This window comes from Pseudomonas sp. AG1028, from assembly GCF_007993955.1.
Taxonomy (GTDB): domain Bacteria; phylum Pseudomonadota; class Gammaproteobacteria; order Pseudomonadales; family Pseudomonadaceae; genus Aquipseudomonas; species Aquipseudomonas straminea.
Map to the genome: position 1 here is coordinate 1 of NZ_VIVP01000005.1, position 17,455 is coordinate 17,455.

The window sequence follows — 17,455 nt, forward strand, 5'->3', positions numbered from 1 at the left end:
CACAACGCTATTGTTCGAGTGCAGGTCTATGCCACAGAATTTCATCACGGCCTCCTCACAGCAAAAGACAATGTTCGCACTTTGAATTTTGCGCCTACTCGGGAGTGAGGAGGCCGGCTAGATGATTCTCAGATCTAAATCTGCCCCTTTTCTTTTCTGATCGGCGCCGGCGCCCCGGCAAAAGCCGAGGCGCCAGATATCCAGTATCTGCCAAATCAATACTGAATCATCACCGACTTCAGCTCGGTGTAATCCTCGATGAACGCCGAGCCGAACTCGCGGCCCAGGCCCGAGGCTTTGGTGCCGCCGAAGGGCACGGCCGGGTCGAGGAAGGTGTGCATGTTGACCCACACGGTGCCGAATTCCAGTTTGGGGATCAGGCTCAGTGCCTTGGACAGGTTGTTGGTCCAGATGCTGGCGCCGAGGCCGTAGGGGCTGTCGTTCATCAGTTCGACCAGGTGCTGCTCATCGTCGAACGGCAGGATGCAGATGATCGGGCCGAAAGTTTCTTCGTGCAGGAAGGGGTCGTCCGCGCCGTTGGCGAGGATCACCGTCGGCTCGACGAAGTAGCCTTTGTCGCCATGGGCCCTGGCGCCGCAGATAACGGTGTTGGAGGCTTGGGCGCGGGCGAAGAACGCCAGCATCTTGTCGTAATGCGGCTTGTTGGCGAGCGGGCCGAAGTGCACGGTCTCGTCCATAGGCGAGCCGATCTTCAGGGTCTGCAGCGCCTGGCCGAGAGCCTTGGCGAAGTCATCGGCGATCGAGCGGTGCACGTACAGGCGCTCGGGCGAGGCGCAGATCTGCCCCTGGTGGGAGAAAGCGGCCATGACGATGCCCTGCACGGCGCTCTGGATATCCACGTCAGCAAGCATCGCCGCGGGGTTCTTGCCGCCAAGCTCCAGGGTGGCGCGGGTCAGCTTGGCTTCCATGGCCGCCTTGCCGACAGCGATGCCGGTCGGCACCGAGCCGGTGAACGACACCTTGCTGATGCGCGGGTGGCCGATCAGCTGCTGGCCGACCGAGCCCAGGCCGTTGACGACGTTGATAACACCTGCCGGAATGCCGGCTTCGATGGCCAGCTCGGCGACGCGCAGCAGGGTCAGCGGGGTGAATTCGCTGGGTTTGACGACCACGGTGCAGCCGGTGGTCAGCGCCGAGGCGATCTTCCAGATGCCGATCATGATCGGGAAATTCCACGGCACGATGCCGGCCACAACGCCAATCGGCTCGCGGCGGGTGAAGGCCATGTACTGCTCGCCGGCCATGGAGGGCAGCGACGGGGTCATGGTTTCGCCGTTGATCTTGGTCGCCCAGCCGGCGAAGTAGCGCAGGAACACCGCGCTCTGCGCCACTTCCAGACCGCGCGCCAGGTTGATCGCCTTGCCGGAGCACAGGCTCTCGAGCTGCGCCAGCTCTTCCGTGTGCTGCTCGATCAGGTCAGCCAGGCGGTTGAGCAGCACGCCACGCTGGTACGGCGAGGTCTGCGCCCAGCTGCCTTCGAACGCTGCACGGGCGGATGCCACCGCCTCCTCGACCTGCGCAGCGCTGGCGCCGGTAACGGCGGCAATCGCCTCACCGGTTGCCGGGTTGATGACCTCAATGGCCGCGCCACTTTCGTCGTGCACCGCACGGCCGGCGATGAATGAGCCGTGCCGGCGCTGCAGAAATTGCTGAACAGCCGGCGTGATCGAAACCTTGGTCATGGCAGTACCCTCGGATATAGGCATTGGAAAGGAGCGCCCCAGTGGCAGCGCTCGGCATGTCGTTGTGCAGCCATCCTAGCCAGGCCGCGCGGCAAAGCTTGTCGCTGCCGGCCATCCCTCTGTCCGAGCGTGCCGTCTTGCCCTTTGCGGCTCAGCGCAGCGGCGAAAAGCTGGCCGGCAGGTACACGGTGGAATTCATCTTCTGCAATTGCGGGCCGGAGTTTTCCGGCGGCCACACGCCATCGGCCACGGCGCGGGTGCGCACATCGAGGCGCTGCTCGAGGCTCGCGTAGGGCCAGATATGCAGGTAGCGCGGCAGTTGCCCGGAGGTGGCGTAGAACGCTGCGTAAACCGCCGAGTACTGGGGCCCGGTGCGTGGCCCGACGGCCTTCTGCCAACCCGCCAGGGTCGGCGCCAGGCCAGAGGGAATCAGGTTGTATTCGCGCAGCTCGTAGAACGGCCCGTGGGCACCCGGCGCCAGCGGCTCGAGAAACGGGAACAGGCTGTAATCGGCCACCTGCATCTCCAGCAGCAGGTCGGCGATGCCGAAGGCGTCCGCCGCCTGCAGGTAGCGGGCGCGCTCCCGCACACGGCTCTCGGCATCCGGGAAGCCGCGCAGCACGGCGATCTGGTTCTGCGGGCCGATCTCCGACACCCAGCAACCAGCCAGCACCACGCCCGGCTCATGAATCTGCAGGCTCGCCTGCAGGCGGCCCATGGCCTCGGCCGGGGTGCGTACGCGCACGGTGAAGGTGATCAGCTCATAAAGGGTCATGTCGGCTCCCGGTTAGTCGTTGATAAAAAGTCGGCGATAAAAAAGCCCGCGCAAGCACGGGCAAGAGGGTTTCGAGAAAAACGCGGTCACGGCGTGCCGGTGCGGTACGGCGCCTGGCGGATGGTCAGCAACGTGACGGTGGTGACGAGGCCGAACAGCGCCAGCATTACCGAAACCGGCCAGGCCGACTGGAAGTGGGCGAACAGCGCGGTGGCGATCAACGGCGCGAAGCCACCGGCGAAGATCGAGGCGATCTCGTGCCCCATGGCCAGCCCGGTGTAGCGCACGTGGGTGGGAAACAGCTCGCCCATCAGCGCCGGCTGGGTGCCGATCATCGCCGCATGGCTGAGCGGCAGGCCAAGAATCAGCGCCAGGTAGACCAGCAGCGTGTCGTGGGTGTCGAACAGCCAGAAGAACGGGAAGGCGAAGACCACCAGCCCCACCGAACCGATGGCGTACACCGTGCGCCGGCCAATGATGTCCGACAGCCAACCCCAGAACAGGATCATGAACGCCTCCAGGGTCATGGCGATCATCACCCCGATCAGCACCGTCTGGGTCGCCAGGCCGGTGAACTTGGCATAGGCCATGGCGAAGGACAGGAAGATGTACGCCCCGCCGTTCTCCGCCAGGCGCAGGCCCATGGCCTGCAGCACCGCCTTGGGATGTTCGCGCAGCACCTGCATGGCCGGCAGGTGCTTGGCCGCTGCCTTGGCCTCGACATCCTGCTGGAAGTCGCGGCTTTCCGGCAGGCTGCGGCGGATGTACAGGCCGACGCCGAAAATCACGATGCTGGCCACGAACGGAATGCGCCAGCCCCAGCTCATGAAGTCGTCGTCTGGCAGCAGCTGCGCCAGATAGAACGCCCCGGCAGACAGCAGAAAGCCGCCGGTCACGCCCAGCTGGCTCCACGAGGCATAGAAACCGGTACGGCTCGATGGCGCGTTTTCGCTGAGCATCAGCACGCCACCGCCCCACTCGCCGCCCGAGGCGATGCCTTGCACGATGCGCAGGATCACCAGGCTGATCGGCGCCAGATAGCCGGCCTGCTCGAAGGTCGGCAGCAGACCCATCAGAAAGGTCGCGAAACCCATCAACGAAAGAGTTATAACCAGCGCCAGCTTGCGCCCGTGGCGGTCGCCGATATGGCCGAAGACGATACCGCCCAAAGGCCGGGCGACGAAGCCCACGGCAAAACCGGCGAAGGCGCCGAGGGTGCCGACTACCGGGTCGGTGCCAGCCGGAAAGAACAGCGGGCCGAACACCAGCGCAGCGGCGGTGCCGTACAGAAAGAAGTCATACCATTCCAGCGCGTTGCCGATCACCGATGCGGCGACGATGCGCCTGAGGCCGCCCTTTTGCGTCGTACTGGACATACACACTCCTGTCGCCCCGCTACAGCGGGGCTCAATCGTTACCTGCGCGGCGCCCAGGCGGGCGCCGCGCCGTGGGGCCTCAGAAAACGTTCCAGGTGTAGGTCACGTACAGGCGGTTCTCGTTGAAGTCGTTACCGAAGTCGTGCTGCTGCACCAGGTAGTTCTTCCACTCGATGCCCACGCCCTTGAGCGCGCCGCTCTGCACCACGTACTTGAGGGCCAGGTCGCGCTCGTTCTCGGCGCCCTTCACGCCACGACCCAGGTCGATGTCGCTGCCCTTGATGAAGCGGCTGCTGAAGGTCAGGCCCGGCAGGCCCAGCTCGGCGAAGTTGTAGCCATAGCCGATGCCCCAGGAACGCTCCTGCGGGCGCATGAACGGCTGGTTGGCCCAGTTCAGCAGGTAGAACTGCGGGATGTAGCCGTTGAGGGTCGGGAACATGCTGTCGCCGAACATGCGCTGGTAGACGATGCTCGCCTTGTGGCCGCCCTTGGTCAGGGTGAAGCCGCCGGAGAAGGCGCGGTTGTCGATCTCGCCGTTCAGGGCGTCGCCGTTTTCCTTGTTGTCGAAGTAGCGTGCGTCGGTGCGCAGGCCGAAGCCGCCGCCCAGGTCGGCGGTGTGGGCGAAGCCGACGTAGTGCTGGCGGTAGATGTCGTGCACCACAGCGTGGAAGTAGCTGGCCTGGAAGTTCTTGGTGATGTCCCAGGTGGCACCACCGAAATCCATGCCGCGGTCGCTGTCGAGGTTGTCGGTGGAGCCGAACTTGTAGAATTTCTCGTGGTTGGACGACTCGCGGGTAACCGCCGACCAGAAGCGCCCGCCGGTCAGGGTCAGCCCGCTGATTTCCTTGGATTCCAGCACGGCGCCCTGGTAGATGGTGTCCAGCTGGCGGCTCGGGTCGTGCCAGGCCACCGGCAGCTCGGGGCGCATGTCGCCGACCTTCAGCTCGGTCTTGGAATACTTCATCTTCAGCGTGGCGCCGGCGCGGCTGTAGTCCCTGGCGGTGCGCCCGCTGCTCGAATCCATCGGCAGGGTGCCGTCATCGCCGTGTGAGTCCAGGCGGATGGCGTACTGGGCATTGACGTCGACACCGAACTGGATCGGCGTGTCGGTGTAGCCGGAGGCGAACTGCAGGTCGAAACCCTGAGACCAGCTGCCGACCTTGGAGGCCGGCGCGTCGCTGTTGGTGAAGTCGCGGTTGAGGTAGAAATTTCGCATGTCCACCTTGAGGTGGCTGTCGTCGACCAGATCCGCCTGGGCGGTTATCGGGGCGAGAACGGCGCCCATCAGGCCGACTTTTTTCAGTGCGCGCGCAAGCGGGGAAGTGCTGGGGTGCATGTGATGCTCCTTTGTTTCCGGCGAGCCGGGGTCTTGTAGGTATGAGCAGATCAACAGTGGCAGTGAATTTGCGGGCGCTCTGAACGGCGCGGTTATCCGCAAAACGGGCGTGAGAAGGCCCGTGCCCGGCGCCGCAGCGCCAGGCTTTTTGTAGGCTTGAAACGGTTTAGAACGCGGCTTTGGAAGACTCGCAGAGGCGGTGGTAGGCGCGGTTGAAGTACATCAGGCCTTCTTCGGCGTCGCCCTGTTTGATGTGCAGCACCTCGCAATAGAAGATGCTGTGCGAACCGACTTCATGGACCTGGGCGATACGGCAATCGAAGTTGACCAGCGCCTCTTCCAGCACCGGCGAGCCGCTTTCCAGGGTCGTCCACGAGGTGGCGGCGAAGCGCTGCTCGGAGTTCATCTCGCGGTTGGAGAACACCCCGGAAATATCCTGCAGCGCGGCGCTGAGCACGTTCACGCAAAGCACGCCGTTGTTCTTGAAGTGCGCGTTGGAAGTGGACGCGCGATTCATGCACACCAGCAGGGTGGGTGGTGAATCGGTGACGCTGCACACCGCCGAGGCGGTGAAGCCGAAGCGCCCGTGCGGGCCGTCGGTGGTGATGACAGAAACGGCGCCGCCGAGACGGGCCATGGCATTGCGGAATCCGGTTACGTCGACCATGTCCGTTCTCCTAGATGTCCAGAACCAGTTTTGGGGATTTGGCGCGCGAGCAGCAGACCAGGATCTGATCGTTGGCCGCTTTCTCGTCGTCGGTGAGGTACACGTCGCGGTGGTCCGGCTCGCCTTCGAGCACGTCGCACAGGCAGGTGCCGCAGATGCCCTGCTCGCAGGAAATCTCGATCTTGATGCCGACCTCCGCCAGGGCGTCGAGAATGCTTTGCCCTTCAGCGACCTGCACGCTCTTGCCGCTGCGCGCGGCGACCACTTCGAAGCTGGCGCCACTGTTGTCGACCTCCACCTGGAAGTATTCGCGGTGAATGTGATCGTCCGCGTAACCACGCTTGAGCGCGTCGCCGATCACCCACTCCATGAACCCGGTCGGCCCGCAGGTGTAGATGTGCACACCGCTTTCGGCCTGGCCGAGCACAGCGTCCATGTCGAGCTTCTGCTCGGGCGCTTCGTCATCGAAATGAGTGAAGACGCGGTCGGCGAAGGCGACGCTCTGCAGCTGCTCGAGGAAGGCGCTGCGGCTGCGCGAACGGCCGCAGTAGTGCAGCTCGAAATCCTCGCCCCTGGCGTGCAGGGCGTAGGCCATGGCGATCATCGGGGTGATGCCGATGCCGCCGCCGAGCAGGATCGAACGCCTGGCGGCCTTGGCCAGTGGGAACAGGTTGCGCGGCGCGCTGATCTGCACCTCGGAGCCTTCGAGCAAGGTGTCGTGCACGCCTACCGAGCCACCGCGCGAAGCGGGGTCCTTGAGTACCCCGAGACGGTAGACAGCGTGGTCGGCCGGGTCGCTGCACAGCGAATACTGGCGCACCAGGCCAGGGGCGATGTGGATATCCACATGGGCACCGGCGTCGAACGCCGGCAGCGTGCCGCCGCCCACCGGAATCAGGTCGAGGACGACGACGCCGTCGCCCTGCAGCTGGCGCTTGTGCACTTGCACCGTCAGGAGTTGTTCAGTCATCTCGGGTTCACCCGCATTGCACGTCAAGGTAAAGGCGGTCGTTGTTTCGGCCGTCGTATGGGTTGGTCCAGCGCTTAGCGCATAAACAAGCCGCCGTTCACATCCCAGGTCGCCCCGGTGGTGAAATAGGCTTCCGGACGTGCCAGCTGCACGATCAGGTCGCCGAGAAAATCCGCATCGCCCAGACGCCCTACCGGGATGTTGGCGAGCATGCCCGGCATGCGTTCGGCCGATACCACCGAGTGCACCATGGGCGAGTCGATCGGCCCCGGCGCGATGGCATTGACGGTCACGCCGCCGGCGGCCAGTTCCTTGGCGAAGATCTTGGTCAGGGTGACGATGGCGCCCTTCGACGCGGCGTAATGCGCGCCGGTGGCGGTGCCACCGTTCTGCCCGGCCAGCGAGGCCATGTTGACGATGCGCCCGTAGCCGGCCTTGGCCATGTGCGCGCCGAACACCTGGCAGCCGACGAATACGCTGCGGGTGTTGAGGCTCATGACGCGATCGAACTCGTCCGGGCTGATCTGCATGACCGGCGTGGCCATGGTCATCGCGGCGTTGTTGACAACCACGTGCAGGGCGCCGAAGCGGGCCAGGGTGGCGGCCAGCGCGGCCTCGAAATCAGCCTTGCTGCCAACGTCGAGCTTGAGTGCCAGCACCCGCTCGCCACTGGCGTCCAGGCCCTGGGCTGCCGCCTGGGCGCGCTCGGGCGACAGGTCGGTGATCACCACCGCATAGCCGGCGGCGAACAGCCGGCTGGCGATGGCCAGACCCAAGCCCTGAGCGGCGCCGGTGACCAGTGCGATCTGCGTCATGGTCAGGCCCTCAGAGGATGTAGCCGATGCCCGCGAGGGTATCGTCGGAGTTGATCAGGCGGATCAGCTTGCGCTGGATCTTGAAGCTGTCGCCGCTGCGCACCAGGTCATAGGTCAGGTCGGCGCTGTAGTGCTTGAGCGAGTCCTTGCGGAAATCGCGCAGGTGCTGGGAGCACCGCACCCGCACCTGGTCGCCTTCCTCGGAAAGCACCCGGAAGTTCGACGCCGAACGCACGGTGCGTGGCTGCGGGCTGGTGGAAATCGACTCGCCACCGATCAACCGCTGCACCCGCAACTGGCGCATATGGGCGTCGTCGTAGGCGTAGTTGAGGGTGTTCTCGAAGTCTTCTTCCTTGGGGTCGATGGGGATGATGTAGGTGCCCTTGTCGGCCCACAGCGCCAGCCAGGTGTCGTACTCGTTGTGGTCGAGCATGTCGCCTTCGGCCCAGATGAAAGCGGTGACTTCTTGCAGCAATTGCAGATTCATTTTCGGTTCTCCGTCGCTCAGGCCGACATCATCTTTTTCCACTGCTGGTAAGCAGCGCGCATGCCGGTTTCAGCGGATACGTCGCTGACCAGGCCGTCTTCACTGGGTTTCTCGCCGGGCAGGCCGCGGTTGAGCATGATCCACAGGTCTTCGCCGGCGCTGGCGCCCTTCTGCACGCGCTCCCAAGCCTCGGAATCATCCGGAGTGCCGAAGCCCATCGGGCCCTGGAAGTGTTCGTGCAGGCGCAGTCGGTAGCGGTTGGCCACGGCCGGGCCGCCGTCCATGGTGATCACCGAGTGATGGATTTCCGTTTCGTTGACCGAGATCGGCTGCAGCACCCGGAAGAACGCCATCGAGCAGGCGATGTTGGGGAACAGGTTGAGGTTGAAACCCGAGCCGCCGACCGCACGCACGATGCGGCGCACCTGCTGCTCCTCGATGCCTTCGTCACGCAGCTCCTGCGCCAGGCTCTCGAAGCGGGTCGGAATCGGCGCATCGAGGTTGGCTTCCAGGTCGATCAGATCGGGGATCATCACCATCACGCTGTGGCCATTGCCCAGGTCTTCGACGTAGCCGGAACCATCGACGAAGTCGAGCATGTCCATGGTCTGCTGGTCGACCGAGTGCAGGAACGACTTGTGCACCAGCGGGAAGTGGTAGGCGTCGGTGGTGTTTTCCAGCTGGATCTTCCAGTTGCCCGGGAAGCGGAAGCGGTGTTCGCCCGGCACCTTGATACCGTAGCCGGCGCCCTGCTTCATGAACAGGTCCATCCACTTCTTGGCTGGGCCAAGGAAGTCGACCAGCGGCTCGATGTCGTCCTTGAAGGTGGCGAAGATCATCCCGGCGTAGCTTTCGGTACGCAGGCTGACCAGCGGCAGCTCGCTCTTGTCCAGGCACTCGCCGTAGCTGTCCGGGTGCGGAATGCCGCGCAGCGAACCGTCCAGGGCGTAGCCCCAGCCGTGATACGGGCAGACGAAGCTGTTGGTCTTGCCCTTCTTGTGTTCGCACACGGTGGCGCCGCGGTGACGGCAGCGGTTGAGCAGCACATGAACCTGCTTCTTGCGGTCACGCACGGCGATGACCGGCTGCTTGCCGATGAAGGTGCTCTTGTAGCTGCCGGCGTCCGGGATCTCGCTCTCATGGGCGACCCACACCCAGGTGCTGTAGAAGATCTTTTCCATCTCGGCGTCGAACAGCTTGGCGTCGGTGTACAGCGAGGTGTGCACGCGGTCGGCCTTGACCAGTTCGGCGGGGTCGCATTCGAGATTCACGACATCGATCATGTTATTCACGGTTGGCTCCTGGTCGGCTTATCTGGCCGACTGCAAAAAAGTCTCGGGTCATTCGGCCGTTTTGTTCGGCACCGGCAGCTGCGCCTCGCTGTTCCAGGCGCTGACGGGGCGACTGAACAGGTTCTCGGTCTGGAAATGCGCCATGCGCCACTGCCCCTCTTCCTCGGCGAAGCGGACGGTCAGGCGCGCCGCATTCAGGTGCGAAGCGCCACTGGCGAAGGTCGAGGTCTGCAACATCACCCAGCTGCCGGTCGCGCCCTCGCCCTGCACCTCGATCAGCTCGCTGGTCAGGAAGTGCACGTTGAGGGCGAAGTGCGCCGGAGTTTTCATGTAGGTGGCGAACATCGCGCGAATCGCTTCACGGCCGCGGTAGCCGCCGAAGCTCGCGGCGTACTTGGCGCCCTTGCCTTCCCACACGGCCTCACGCGTGAACAGGCCGGCCAGTTCGTCCAGCGGCGTGCTGGCATCCAGGGCGTCGCACAGCACCATGTAGCGGTTCATGCAGGCGCGCACGGCATGCTCGGTTTCGAAGCGAGCGAGGCGGGCGTGAAGTTCGGCGATGGTCGACATGGCATTCACGCGCGCTGGATGATCAGTTCGCGGCCGGTACGGGCCTCGATCTTCACGTAGCGCCACAGCTTGTAAGGGCCGCTGCCCACGGCGGTGGTGCGCAACAGGTTGCAGGCGGCGTGCACGGTTTCCAGGTCCGGCACGTCGGCCAGCAGGTAGGTGGTCCAGGGGTAGCCGCTGCTCGGGCCGACCATGCTCTGGTCGTCGTCCATGTTGCCGAACACGGTCACGCCCGGCAGGTCGTGGATGCCGTTCCACATGGCGCTGAATGCGGCCCAGACTTCCAGCTGCTCGTCACGGGCGGCGTCGAAGAAGTTCTGGTTGATGCCCATGCAGAACAGCACGCGCAGTGGTTTTTTCTCGCTCATGATTTGGCTCCGGGAAAGGTCAGAGGTAGCCCGGCAAGGGTTGCTTGCCGAAGAAGATGGCGCCGGCGTTCTGGTAGGTGACGTCGCCCATGAAGGCATGCTGGGTCACCACCTGGGCGTCGTTGACGAAACGCGCCAGCGGGCTGCTGTTGTAGACGCCGGTCATGCCCGAGAGCATCTGCGCGGTGCGTGCCACTTCAGCGGCAACGCGTACGGCGTGAGTCGAGGACAGGCGCAGCAGGTTGATCTTTTCCGCCGGCAGCGGCTCGCCGGCGAGCACCAGCTGCCAGACATCGTCGATGGCTTCGTAGAAGAAGCAGCGGGCGGCGCGCAGGGCGGCCTCGGCCTTGGCGATCTCGACCTGGGCCAGCGGACGGTCGGCTACTGCCGGTGCGCCGGTCACCGAGATGCGCCCGGCGGCCATGTCACGCAGCTCGTCCAGCGCGGCGCGAGCCACGCCCAGGCCGACCACGGACAAAACCTGGGTGGCGAACGACAGCGAAGGGTAGCGGAAGAACGGCTCGTCGAGGTTGGCCGGGCCGCCACGCACGAAGGTCCAGGCCTCGGGCACCACCACGTCCTCGACCACCAGGTCGTGGCTGCCGGTACCCAGCAGGCCGACGGTGTCCCAGGTCTGGTCGATGCGCACCTTGCTCTGCGGCATCACCGCGAAGCGCGGCAGGTCGAGCTTGTCGCCGTTCTTCGGGGCGATACCGACACCGACCAGCGAGGCGCCCATGCAGCCGCTGGAATACTTCCAGCGGCCGTTGACCTTGAAGCCGCCTTCCACCGGGTCAGCCGGCTGTGGCGGGAAGATACCGCCGGCGAACACCACGTCCGGGCCATCGGCATACACCTGCTCGATGGTTTCCAGCGGCAGCGAGGCCAGGTAGACCGGGCTCATGCCGAAGCTGGCGACCCAGCCGGCGGAGCCGTCGGCCTTGGCGATCTCCTCGATCATGGCGCAGAACTCGCCAGGCGAACGTTCGTCGCCACCGAAGCGACGCGGCACCAGGGCGCGGTACACGCCAACGGCCTTGAACGACTCGATCACGTCCGGTGCGATATGGCCCAGGCGGTCGAACTCGCCGGCACGGCCACGCTGCTTGATATCGGCCAGCAGGTCCTTGAAGGCCTGGCTGTCGGTAATGGGAGCGGCGGGCGGCTTGCCGGCCAGATTGAGCGAATTCATGACAGGCTCCGGGATCACAGGAGGTTGGAATCGAGACGCCGCAGCAGCTCGCCAGCGACTGCCAGCAGCAGTTCGTCGGCGCCCTTGGCGGCGATCAGTTGCAGCCCCACCGGCAGCCCGGCCTGCCCTTCGAAGGGAATGCTCAGGGCCGGGTGGCCAGACAGGTTGAAGGGACGTACGAAAGCGGTCATGCCGAGCACCGCGCGGGTGTCGGCGGCCTCTTCGAGGCGCAGCGGGTAATCGGGCATGGTCGGCAGCGCCAGCACGGTGAAGCGCTCCAGCGCAGCGTCCACTTCGGCGGTGAAGCGCTCGCGCACCTGTTCGGCAGTCGCCAGGGCGGCGTCGCTGGTCTGCCCGGCTGCTTCCAGACGGCCGGCGATATCGGCGCCGACCAGGCCGGTGGCGAGCAAATGCCCGCAGGCGTTCCAGGTTTCCCGGTTGATCACCACCATGCCGGCGTCATAGGCGCCCTGCAGGCCGGGCAGCTCGACGCGGCCCAGGGGCAGGTCGCTGGCGTCGAGCAGCGCATCGAGGGTGTCCTGAATGTCGCTGGCAGCTTGTACGGAAATTACGCCGATAGTGATGTCGCCCAGCTCGGGCGCCGGCCCGAATGTCGGGTCGATCACAGCCATGGCTTGGCTCAGCGTCGACAGATTGCGGGCGAACGGCCCGATGCAGTCGAGGCTGGTCTGGGCGGGCATGGTGCCGCGGCGGTCGATACGGCCGAAGGTCGGCTTGAAACCGAACACGCCACAGCAGCAGGCGGGAATGCGTACCGAACCACCGGTGTCGGTGCCCAGGGAGAAATCACACAGGCCAGCAGCTACGGCGGCGGCCGAACCACTGGATGAGCCCCCGGGAATGCGCCCGGGGTAGCGCGGGTTTCCCGCGGTGCCGGCGTAGGCATTGATGCCGGTGGTGCCGTAGGCCAGTTCATGCAACACGGTCTTGCCGAGGATCTGGCAGTCGCCAGCCAGCAGGCGCTCGACCACCGCCGCATGCTGCTCGGCCGGCGCGGCATCGTGCAGGGCACGGCTGGAGGCGCGGGTCGGGTAGCCGGCGATATCGATGGTGTCCTTGACCATTACCGTCAGTCCGGCGCCGCCCAGCTTCATGTGCTCGATGACCATCTGCATGTCACTCACCTACTTGAACGTTGCGTCGGGCAGCCAGCGCTGCAGATTCGCGTAAATCTAAAATCGTCAGAATTACGTGAATTGTCAATTGAATATTCAAAATTAATTGATGAGTAATTTGGTGCACTTTTCCACTAAAAAGCACCAAGTGCGTGCATTTTGGTAACGCTTCGAAAACCAACATTTTTCTGAAAAATATGAAAAATACCCTTTAAAAACAGCAATTTATTTTATAAAACGAGCAAGATCAGCAACACCAACGGTGTTACCTGCCTATTTTTTGATCAAAAATAAAAATCATAAAATCGGCACTGATAGAAAAATTTACGCCCCTAAAAAAACAGAATAAATCTCATTTTTTTCAATGTAAAAAAGACCCGAAAAATGGATGCTCAAGCCCCCGGCTTTGCTGCGTTCGGTTAGGTTTTCCGGCTACGCCAAATCCTCCTTCTGCAGGCCGCCCTGGCTGTAGGCCAAACGCCCCCGCGCCAACCCCACCCGAAAATTTCTGGCATGCAACCTGCAATTTCGCCCTCAGCTGCACCGCCGGCTGTTCACTGGTTGCGCTATGCCGGTGAGACCACCGAGCCCATTACGAGAAGGCGATACCCCTACCCCCGCGGTACGGCTGTTGAGCCCGTTATTAGCCCTGCACCCCGGAGTACGACATGCTGTTCAAGAAAGCTGTGTCCACCCTGCTACTGGGCGCGCTCTGCGCGTCGATGACGGCTCAGGCCGACGTGAAGATCGGCGTTATCAGCTCCTCGACCGGGCCCATCGCCCTGGTCGGGATTCCACAGAAGAACAGCATCGCGCTGATGCCGAGCGAAGCCGGCGGCGAAGCCATCCGCTACGTCGCGCTCGATGACGGCAGCGACCCGACCGCCACGGTCAAGGCCTTCAAGAAGCTGCTCGACGAGGAGAAGGTCGACGCCATCATCGGCCCGAGCGGCTCGCCCAACGCCATGGGGGTCATCCAGTTCGCCGCCGAGTCGGGCACGCCGCTGCTCGCCCCGGTGGGCACCGCCGCCGTGGTGCTGCCGATGAATGAGCAGAAGAAGTGGGTGTTCAAGACCACCCAGAACGATGAGCTGATTGCCGAGGCGCTGAACGAACACATGGTCAAGAATGGCGTGAAGACGCTGGGGATGATCGGCACCGCCGACCCCTACGGCGAGAACTGGGGCAAGGTGATGAGCGCCCTGGCCGCCAAGAACGGCATCAAGATCGTCGCCAACGAGCGCTTCCAGCGCCAGGACACCTCGGTGACCGGGCAGAGCCTGAAAGTGCTTTCCCAGCGCCCGGACGCCGTGCTGATCGCCGCACCCGGCGGCTCGGCGGTGATGCCGCAAACCACCTTGGTCGATCAGGGTTACAAGGGCCAGGTCTACCAGACTCACGGCGCGGCGCTGCCGGCCTTCCTGCAGCTCGGCGGGCGCAAAGTCGAGGGCACCATCCTCGCTGCCAGCCTGATGCTGGTGATCGACGAAGTGCCGGACGATCACCCGTCCAAGGCCGTGGCCCGCAAGTACATCGACGACTACACCAAGCTCAACGGCAGCGCGCCGGCGACCTTCGGCGCCAACGTCTATGACGCTGGCCTGCTGCTGGAAAACGCCATTCCCAGCGCGTTGAAGAAAGGCCAGCCGGGCACCCCGGAGTTTCGCGCCGCCCTGCGCGATGCGCTGGAAAGCACCCACGAACTGGCCGGTACCCAGGGCGTGTACAACATGAGCGCGGAGGATCACAGCGGCTTCGACGTGCGCGGCCGTGAGCTGATCACCGTGAAAGGCGGCAAGTGGGTACTGCTCAAGTAACCCCGACCGGTGCCCGGCACCGGTAACACGCTCGCCGTCAGATGCGCCCCGGCCTGCGGGTCGGGGCTCATCGCGCGCGCGCCCAGCCCTGCATGCGAAGGATGTTGCCCCCATGAATTTCCAGATAGCCCTGCTGCTCGGCCAGGATGGCGTGACCAATGGCGCGATCTACGCGCTGCTGGCGCTCTCCATTCTTCTGGTGTTCACCGTGACCCGGATTCTGCTGATCCCCCAGGGTGAATACGTGACCTACGGCGCGCTGACCATGGCCGCCCTGCAGGCCGGTCAGCCGACCGCGCTGGTGTGGCTGCTGCTCGGTCTGACCCTGATCGACTGCAGCCTCGACCTGATCGGTGCGCTGCGCAGCAGCCACGCCTTCCGCCTGCCGCGCTGGGTGCCGGTGAAGCTCCTGTACGCCGTGGCCATGGTGCTGCTGGTGCGCAATCTGCCACTGGCCGAGCTGCCGATGGCCCTGCAGGCGCTGCTGACCCTGGCCCTGGTGGTGCCGCTGGGCCCACAGATCTACCGCTTGTTCTTCCAGCCAGTGGCCGGCGCCCATCCGCTGGTACTGCTGATCGTCTCCATCGCCGTGCACGTGGCCATGGTCGGCGTCGGCCTGCTGCTGTTCGGCCCGGAGGGCGCGCGGACTCAGCCGTTCTCCGAAGCCGGCCTGGAGCTTGGCCCGGTGACCCTCAACAGCCAGACGCTGTGGGTCATCGCCGTGTCCCTGGCGCTGATCATCGGCCTGTTCCTGTTCTTCGAGCGCAGCATTTACGGCAAGGCGCTGCGGGCCACTGCGGTGAACCGCATGGGCGCACGGCTGATGGGCATCTCGCCAACGTTGGCGGGCAAGGCGACTTTCGCCATGGCGACCTTCATCGGCGCGCTGTCGGGGATTCTCATCGCACCGATCACCACCCTGTATTTCGACTCCGGTTTCGTGATCAGCCTCAAGGGTTTCGTCGGCGCCATCATCGGCGGCCTGGTCAGCTACCCGGTGGCCGCCCTCGGCGCCCTGGCGGTCGGCCTGATCGAAGCCTTCTCGATGTTCTGGGCCAGTACTTATAAAGAGATCATCGTGTTCACCCTGATCATTCCGTTCCTGCTCTGGCGCTCGCTCACCAGCCGTCACGTGGAGGAAGAAGAATGAACCTGCGCGCCCTGCTGTTCGTCTTCGTCCTGCTGCTCGGCATCGCGCCTCTGGCGCTGCCGACTTTCCAGATCACCCTGCTCAATTACATCGGCCTGTACACCCTGGTGGTGCTCGGTCTGGTGCTGCTCACCGGCGTCGGCGGCATGACCAGCTTCGGCCAGGCGGCGTTCGTCGGCCTCGGTGCCTACACCAGCGCCTACCTGACCGCCACCGAGCAACTACCCGCCTGGCTGGCCTGGGCCGGTGGCTCGCCGTGGCTGGCGCTGCTGATCGGCATCACCCTGACCGCCACGGTGGCGCTGCTGCTCGGCGCCCTGACCCTGAAGCTCTCCGGTCATTACCTGCCGCTGGGCACCATCGCCTGGGGCATCTCCCTCTATTACCTGTTCGGCACCCTGGACGGCCTTGGCGGCCACACCGGCATGAGCGGCCTGCCGCCCATCTCACTGTTCGGCCTGGTGCTGGATAAGGGCTGGAAGATGTTCTACCTGATCTGGGTGATCCTGCTGCTGGCCATGCTGCTGGTGCAGAACCTGCTCAACTCCCGTGAAGGCCGGGCGATCCGCGCGCTCAAGGGCGGCCAGGTGATGGCCGAGTCGATGGGCGTGAATACCTTCCGCGCCAAGATGGTGATCTTCGTCATCTCGGCGCTGCTGGCCGCCCTTTCCGGCTGGCTGTACGCCCACAACCAGCGCTTCGTGAACCCCACGCCGTTCGGCCTGCACATGGGCATCGAGTACCTGTTCATGGCGCTGATCGGCGGCGTGGGCAGCGTGTGGGGCGCCATGCTCGGCGCCGGCATCCTGACCCTGCTCAAGCAGTGGCTGCAGGACTGGTTGCCGATGCTTTTGGGCAGCCAGGGCAACTACGAAACCATCGTCTTCGGCCTGCTGATCGTGCTGCTCATGCAGCGCGCGCCGGGTGGCCTGTGGCCGTTGCTGGTACGCCTGACTCCAGCCCGCTGGCGCCAGGGCGGCGGTGCACCCAAGGCCGATGAACAGCCGCCAGAGTTGCCGCGGCGGCAGTTACCAGCGAGCGGCGAGCTGATTCTCGAAGCCCGCGAGGTAACCAAGCGTTTCGGCGGCCTGGTGGCCAACGACCGCATGAACCTGAGCATCCACGCTGGCGAAATCCTCGCCCTGATCGGCCCCAACGGCGCCGGCAAGAGCACGCTGTTCAACCAGATCTCCGGAGTGGACTACCCCACCGAAGGCGACGTGCTGTTCCTCGGCCAGCGCATCAACGGCATCGCCTCGCGGCGCATCGCCCGCCTCGGCATGAGCCGCACCTTCCAGCACGTGAAACTGCTGCCGACCATGAGCGTGCTGGAGAACGTCGCCATCGGCGCCCACCTGCGCGGCGACAAGGGCATCGTGCCGGCACTGCTGCACAGCGAGCGCGGCGAGGAAGCCGAACTGCTGCGTGAAGCGCGCCGTCAGCTGGAGCGCGTCGGCCTCGGCGACTACCTCTACGAAGAGGCCGGCAGCCTGGCGCTGGGCCAGCAACGCATCCTGGAAATCGCCCGCGCGCTGTGCGCCGACCCGTGCCTGCTGCTGCTCGACGAGCCCGCCGCCGGCTTGCGCCACAAGGAGAAACAGGCGCTCGCCGACCTGCTGCGCAAGCTGCGCGGCGAAGGCATGGCGATCCTCCTGGTGGAGCACGACATGGACTTCGTGATGGGCCTGGTCGATCGCGTGGTGGTGATGGAATTCGGCCAGAAGATCGCCGAAGGCCTGCCGGACGAAGTGCAGAAAAACCCGGCAGTACTGGAAGCCTACCTGGGCGGAGCGGAGTGAAG

Annotated in this window: 16 protein-coding genes; 3 read left to right on the forward strand and 13 right to left on the reverse strand. The window is 64.6% G+C overall.

The window, feature by feature from the left end:
- Positions 1-215: 215 nt before the first annotated feature.
- From FB481_RS09010 to FB481_RS09070, 13 genes are all read right to left on the reverse strand, one after another.
- Positions 216-1,703: an aldehyde dehydrogenase family protein gene (locus FB481_RS09010; RefSeq protein WP_147176119.1), complete on the reverse strand. Its 1,488-nt coding sequence runs from the start codon at positions 1,701-1,703 to the stop codon at positions 216-218.
- 151 nt (positions 1,704-1,854) lie between these two features.
- Entirely contained in the window at positions 1,855-2,478 is a 624-nt protein-coding gene (locus FB481_RS09015; protein WP_147176121.1) for an NIPSNAP family protein, read from the reverse strand.
- 86 nt (positions 2,479-2,564) lie between these two features.
- Positions 2,565-3,854 carry an MFS transporter gene (locus tag FB481_RS09020; protein ID WP_147176123.1) on the reverse strand — a complete coding sequence of 430 codons (1,290 nt, stop codon included), beginning with the start codon at positions 3,852-3,854 and terminating at the stop codon, positions 2,565-2,567.
- A 79-nt stretch (positions 3,855-3,933) separates the two neighbouring features.
- On the reverse strand, positions 3,934-5,190 hold the full coding sequence (locus FB481_RS09025; RefSeq protein WP_147176125.1) for an OprD family porin: 1,257 nt from the start codon (positions 5,188-5,190) through the stop codon (positions 3,934-3,936).
- 166 nt (positions 5,191-5,356) lie between these two features.
- Entirely contained in the window at positions 5,357-5,857 is a 501-nt protein-coding gene (locus FB481_RS09030; protein ID WP_093506624.1) for a flavin reductase, read from the reverse strand.
- Between the two features lie 10 nt (positions 5,858-5,867).
- Positions 5,868-6,827, reverse strand: coding sequence for a PDR/VanB family oxidoreductase (locus FB481_RS09035; protein ID WP_147176127.1), 960 nt, complete (start codon positions 6,825-6,827; stop codon positions 5,868-5,870).
- Positions 6,828-6,901: 74 nt separating this feature from the next.
- Entirely contained in the window at positions 6,902-7,642 is a 741-nt protein-coding gene (locus FB481_RS09040) for an SDR family NAD(P)-dependent oxidoreductase (RefSeq protein WP_093506620.1), read from the reverse strand.
- Between the two features lie 10 nt (positions 7,643-7,652).
- The gene (locus FB481_RS09045; RefSeq protein ID WP_093506618.1) at positions 7,653-8,129 is read right to left on the reverse strand and encodes an aromatic-ring-hydroxylating dioxygenase subunit beta; all 477 of its coding nucleotides are present in this window, start codon (positions 8,127-8,129) and stop codon (positions 7,653-7,655) included.
- 17 nt (positions 8,130-8,146) lie between these two features.
- Positions 8,147-9,412, reverse strand: coding sequence for a Rieske 2Fe-2S domain-containing protein (locus FB481_RS09050; protein ID WP_372239563.1), 1,266 nt, complete (start codon positions 9,410-9,412; stop codon positions 8,147-8,149).
- A 57-nt stretch (positions 9,413-9,469) separates the two neighbouring features.
- A complete protein-coding gene (locus FB481_RS09055) occupies positions 9,470-9,991 on the reverse strand; it encodes a nuclear transport factor 2 family protein (RefSeq protein WP_178109857.1) in 522 nt (173 codons plus the stop codon).
- 5 nt (positions 9,992-9,996) lie between these two features.
- A complete protein-coding gene (locus tag FB481_RS09060) occupies positions 9,997-10,359 on the reverse strand; it encodes an IacB protein (RefSeq protein ID WP_093506612.1) in 363 nt (120 codons plus the stop codon).
- 19 nt (positions 10,360-10,378) lie between these two features.
- Entirely contained in the window at positions 10,379-11,551 is a 1,173-nt protein-coding gene (gene iacA / locus FB481_RS09065; RefSeq protein WP_147176130.1) for an indole-3-acetate monooxygenase, read from the reverse strand.
- Between the two features lie 14 nt (positions 11,552-11,565).
- Positions 11,566-12,687: an amidase gene (locus tag FB481_RS09070; protein ID WP_147176131.1), complete on the reverse strand. Its 1,122-nt coding sequence runs from the start codon at positions 12,685-12,687 to the stop codon at positions 11,566-11,568.
- Between the two features lie 668 nt (positions 12,688-13,355).
- Between FB481_RS09070 and FB481_RS09075 the strand changes: the two genes are divergently transcribed.
- The 3 genes from FB481_RS09075 (at position 13,356) to FB481_RS09085 (ending at position 17,453) form a co-directional block, all read left to right on the forward strand.
- Positions 13,356-14,504: an ABC transporter substrate-binding protein gene (locus FB481_RS09075; protein ID WP_147176132.1), complete on the forward strand. Its 1,149-nt coding sequence runs from the start codon at positions 13,356-13,358 to the stop codon at positions 14,502-14,504.
- A gap of 112 nt (positions 14,505-14,616) precedes the next feature.
- Complete coding sequence (locus FB481_RS09080; protein WP_147176133.1) at positions 14,617-15,654, forward strand: branched-chain amino acid ABC transporter permease; 1,038 nt, start codon at positions 14,617-14,619, stop codon at positions 15,652-15,654.
- On the forward strand, positions 15,651-17,453 hold the full coding sequence (locus FB481_RS09085; protein WP_147176134.1) for an ATP-binding cassette domain-containing protein: 1,803 nt from the start codon (positions 15,651-15,653) through the stop codon (positions 17,451-17,453). The genes FB481_RS09080 and FB481_RS09085 overlap by 4 nt, the downstream gene beginning before the upstream one ends.
- Positions 17,454-17,455: the final 2 nt, after the last annotated feature.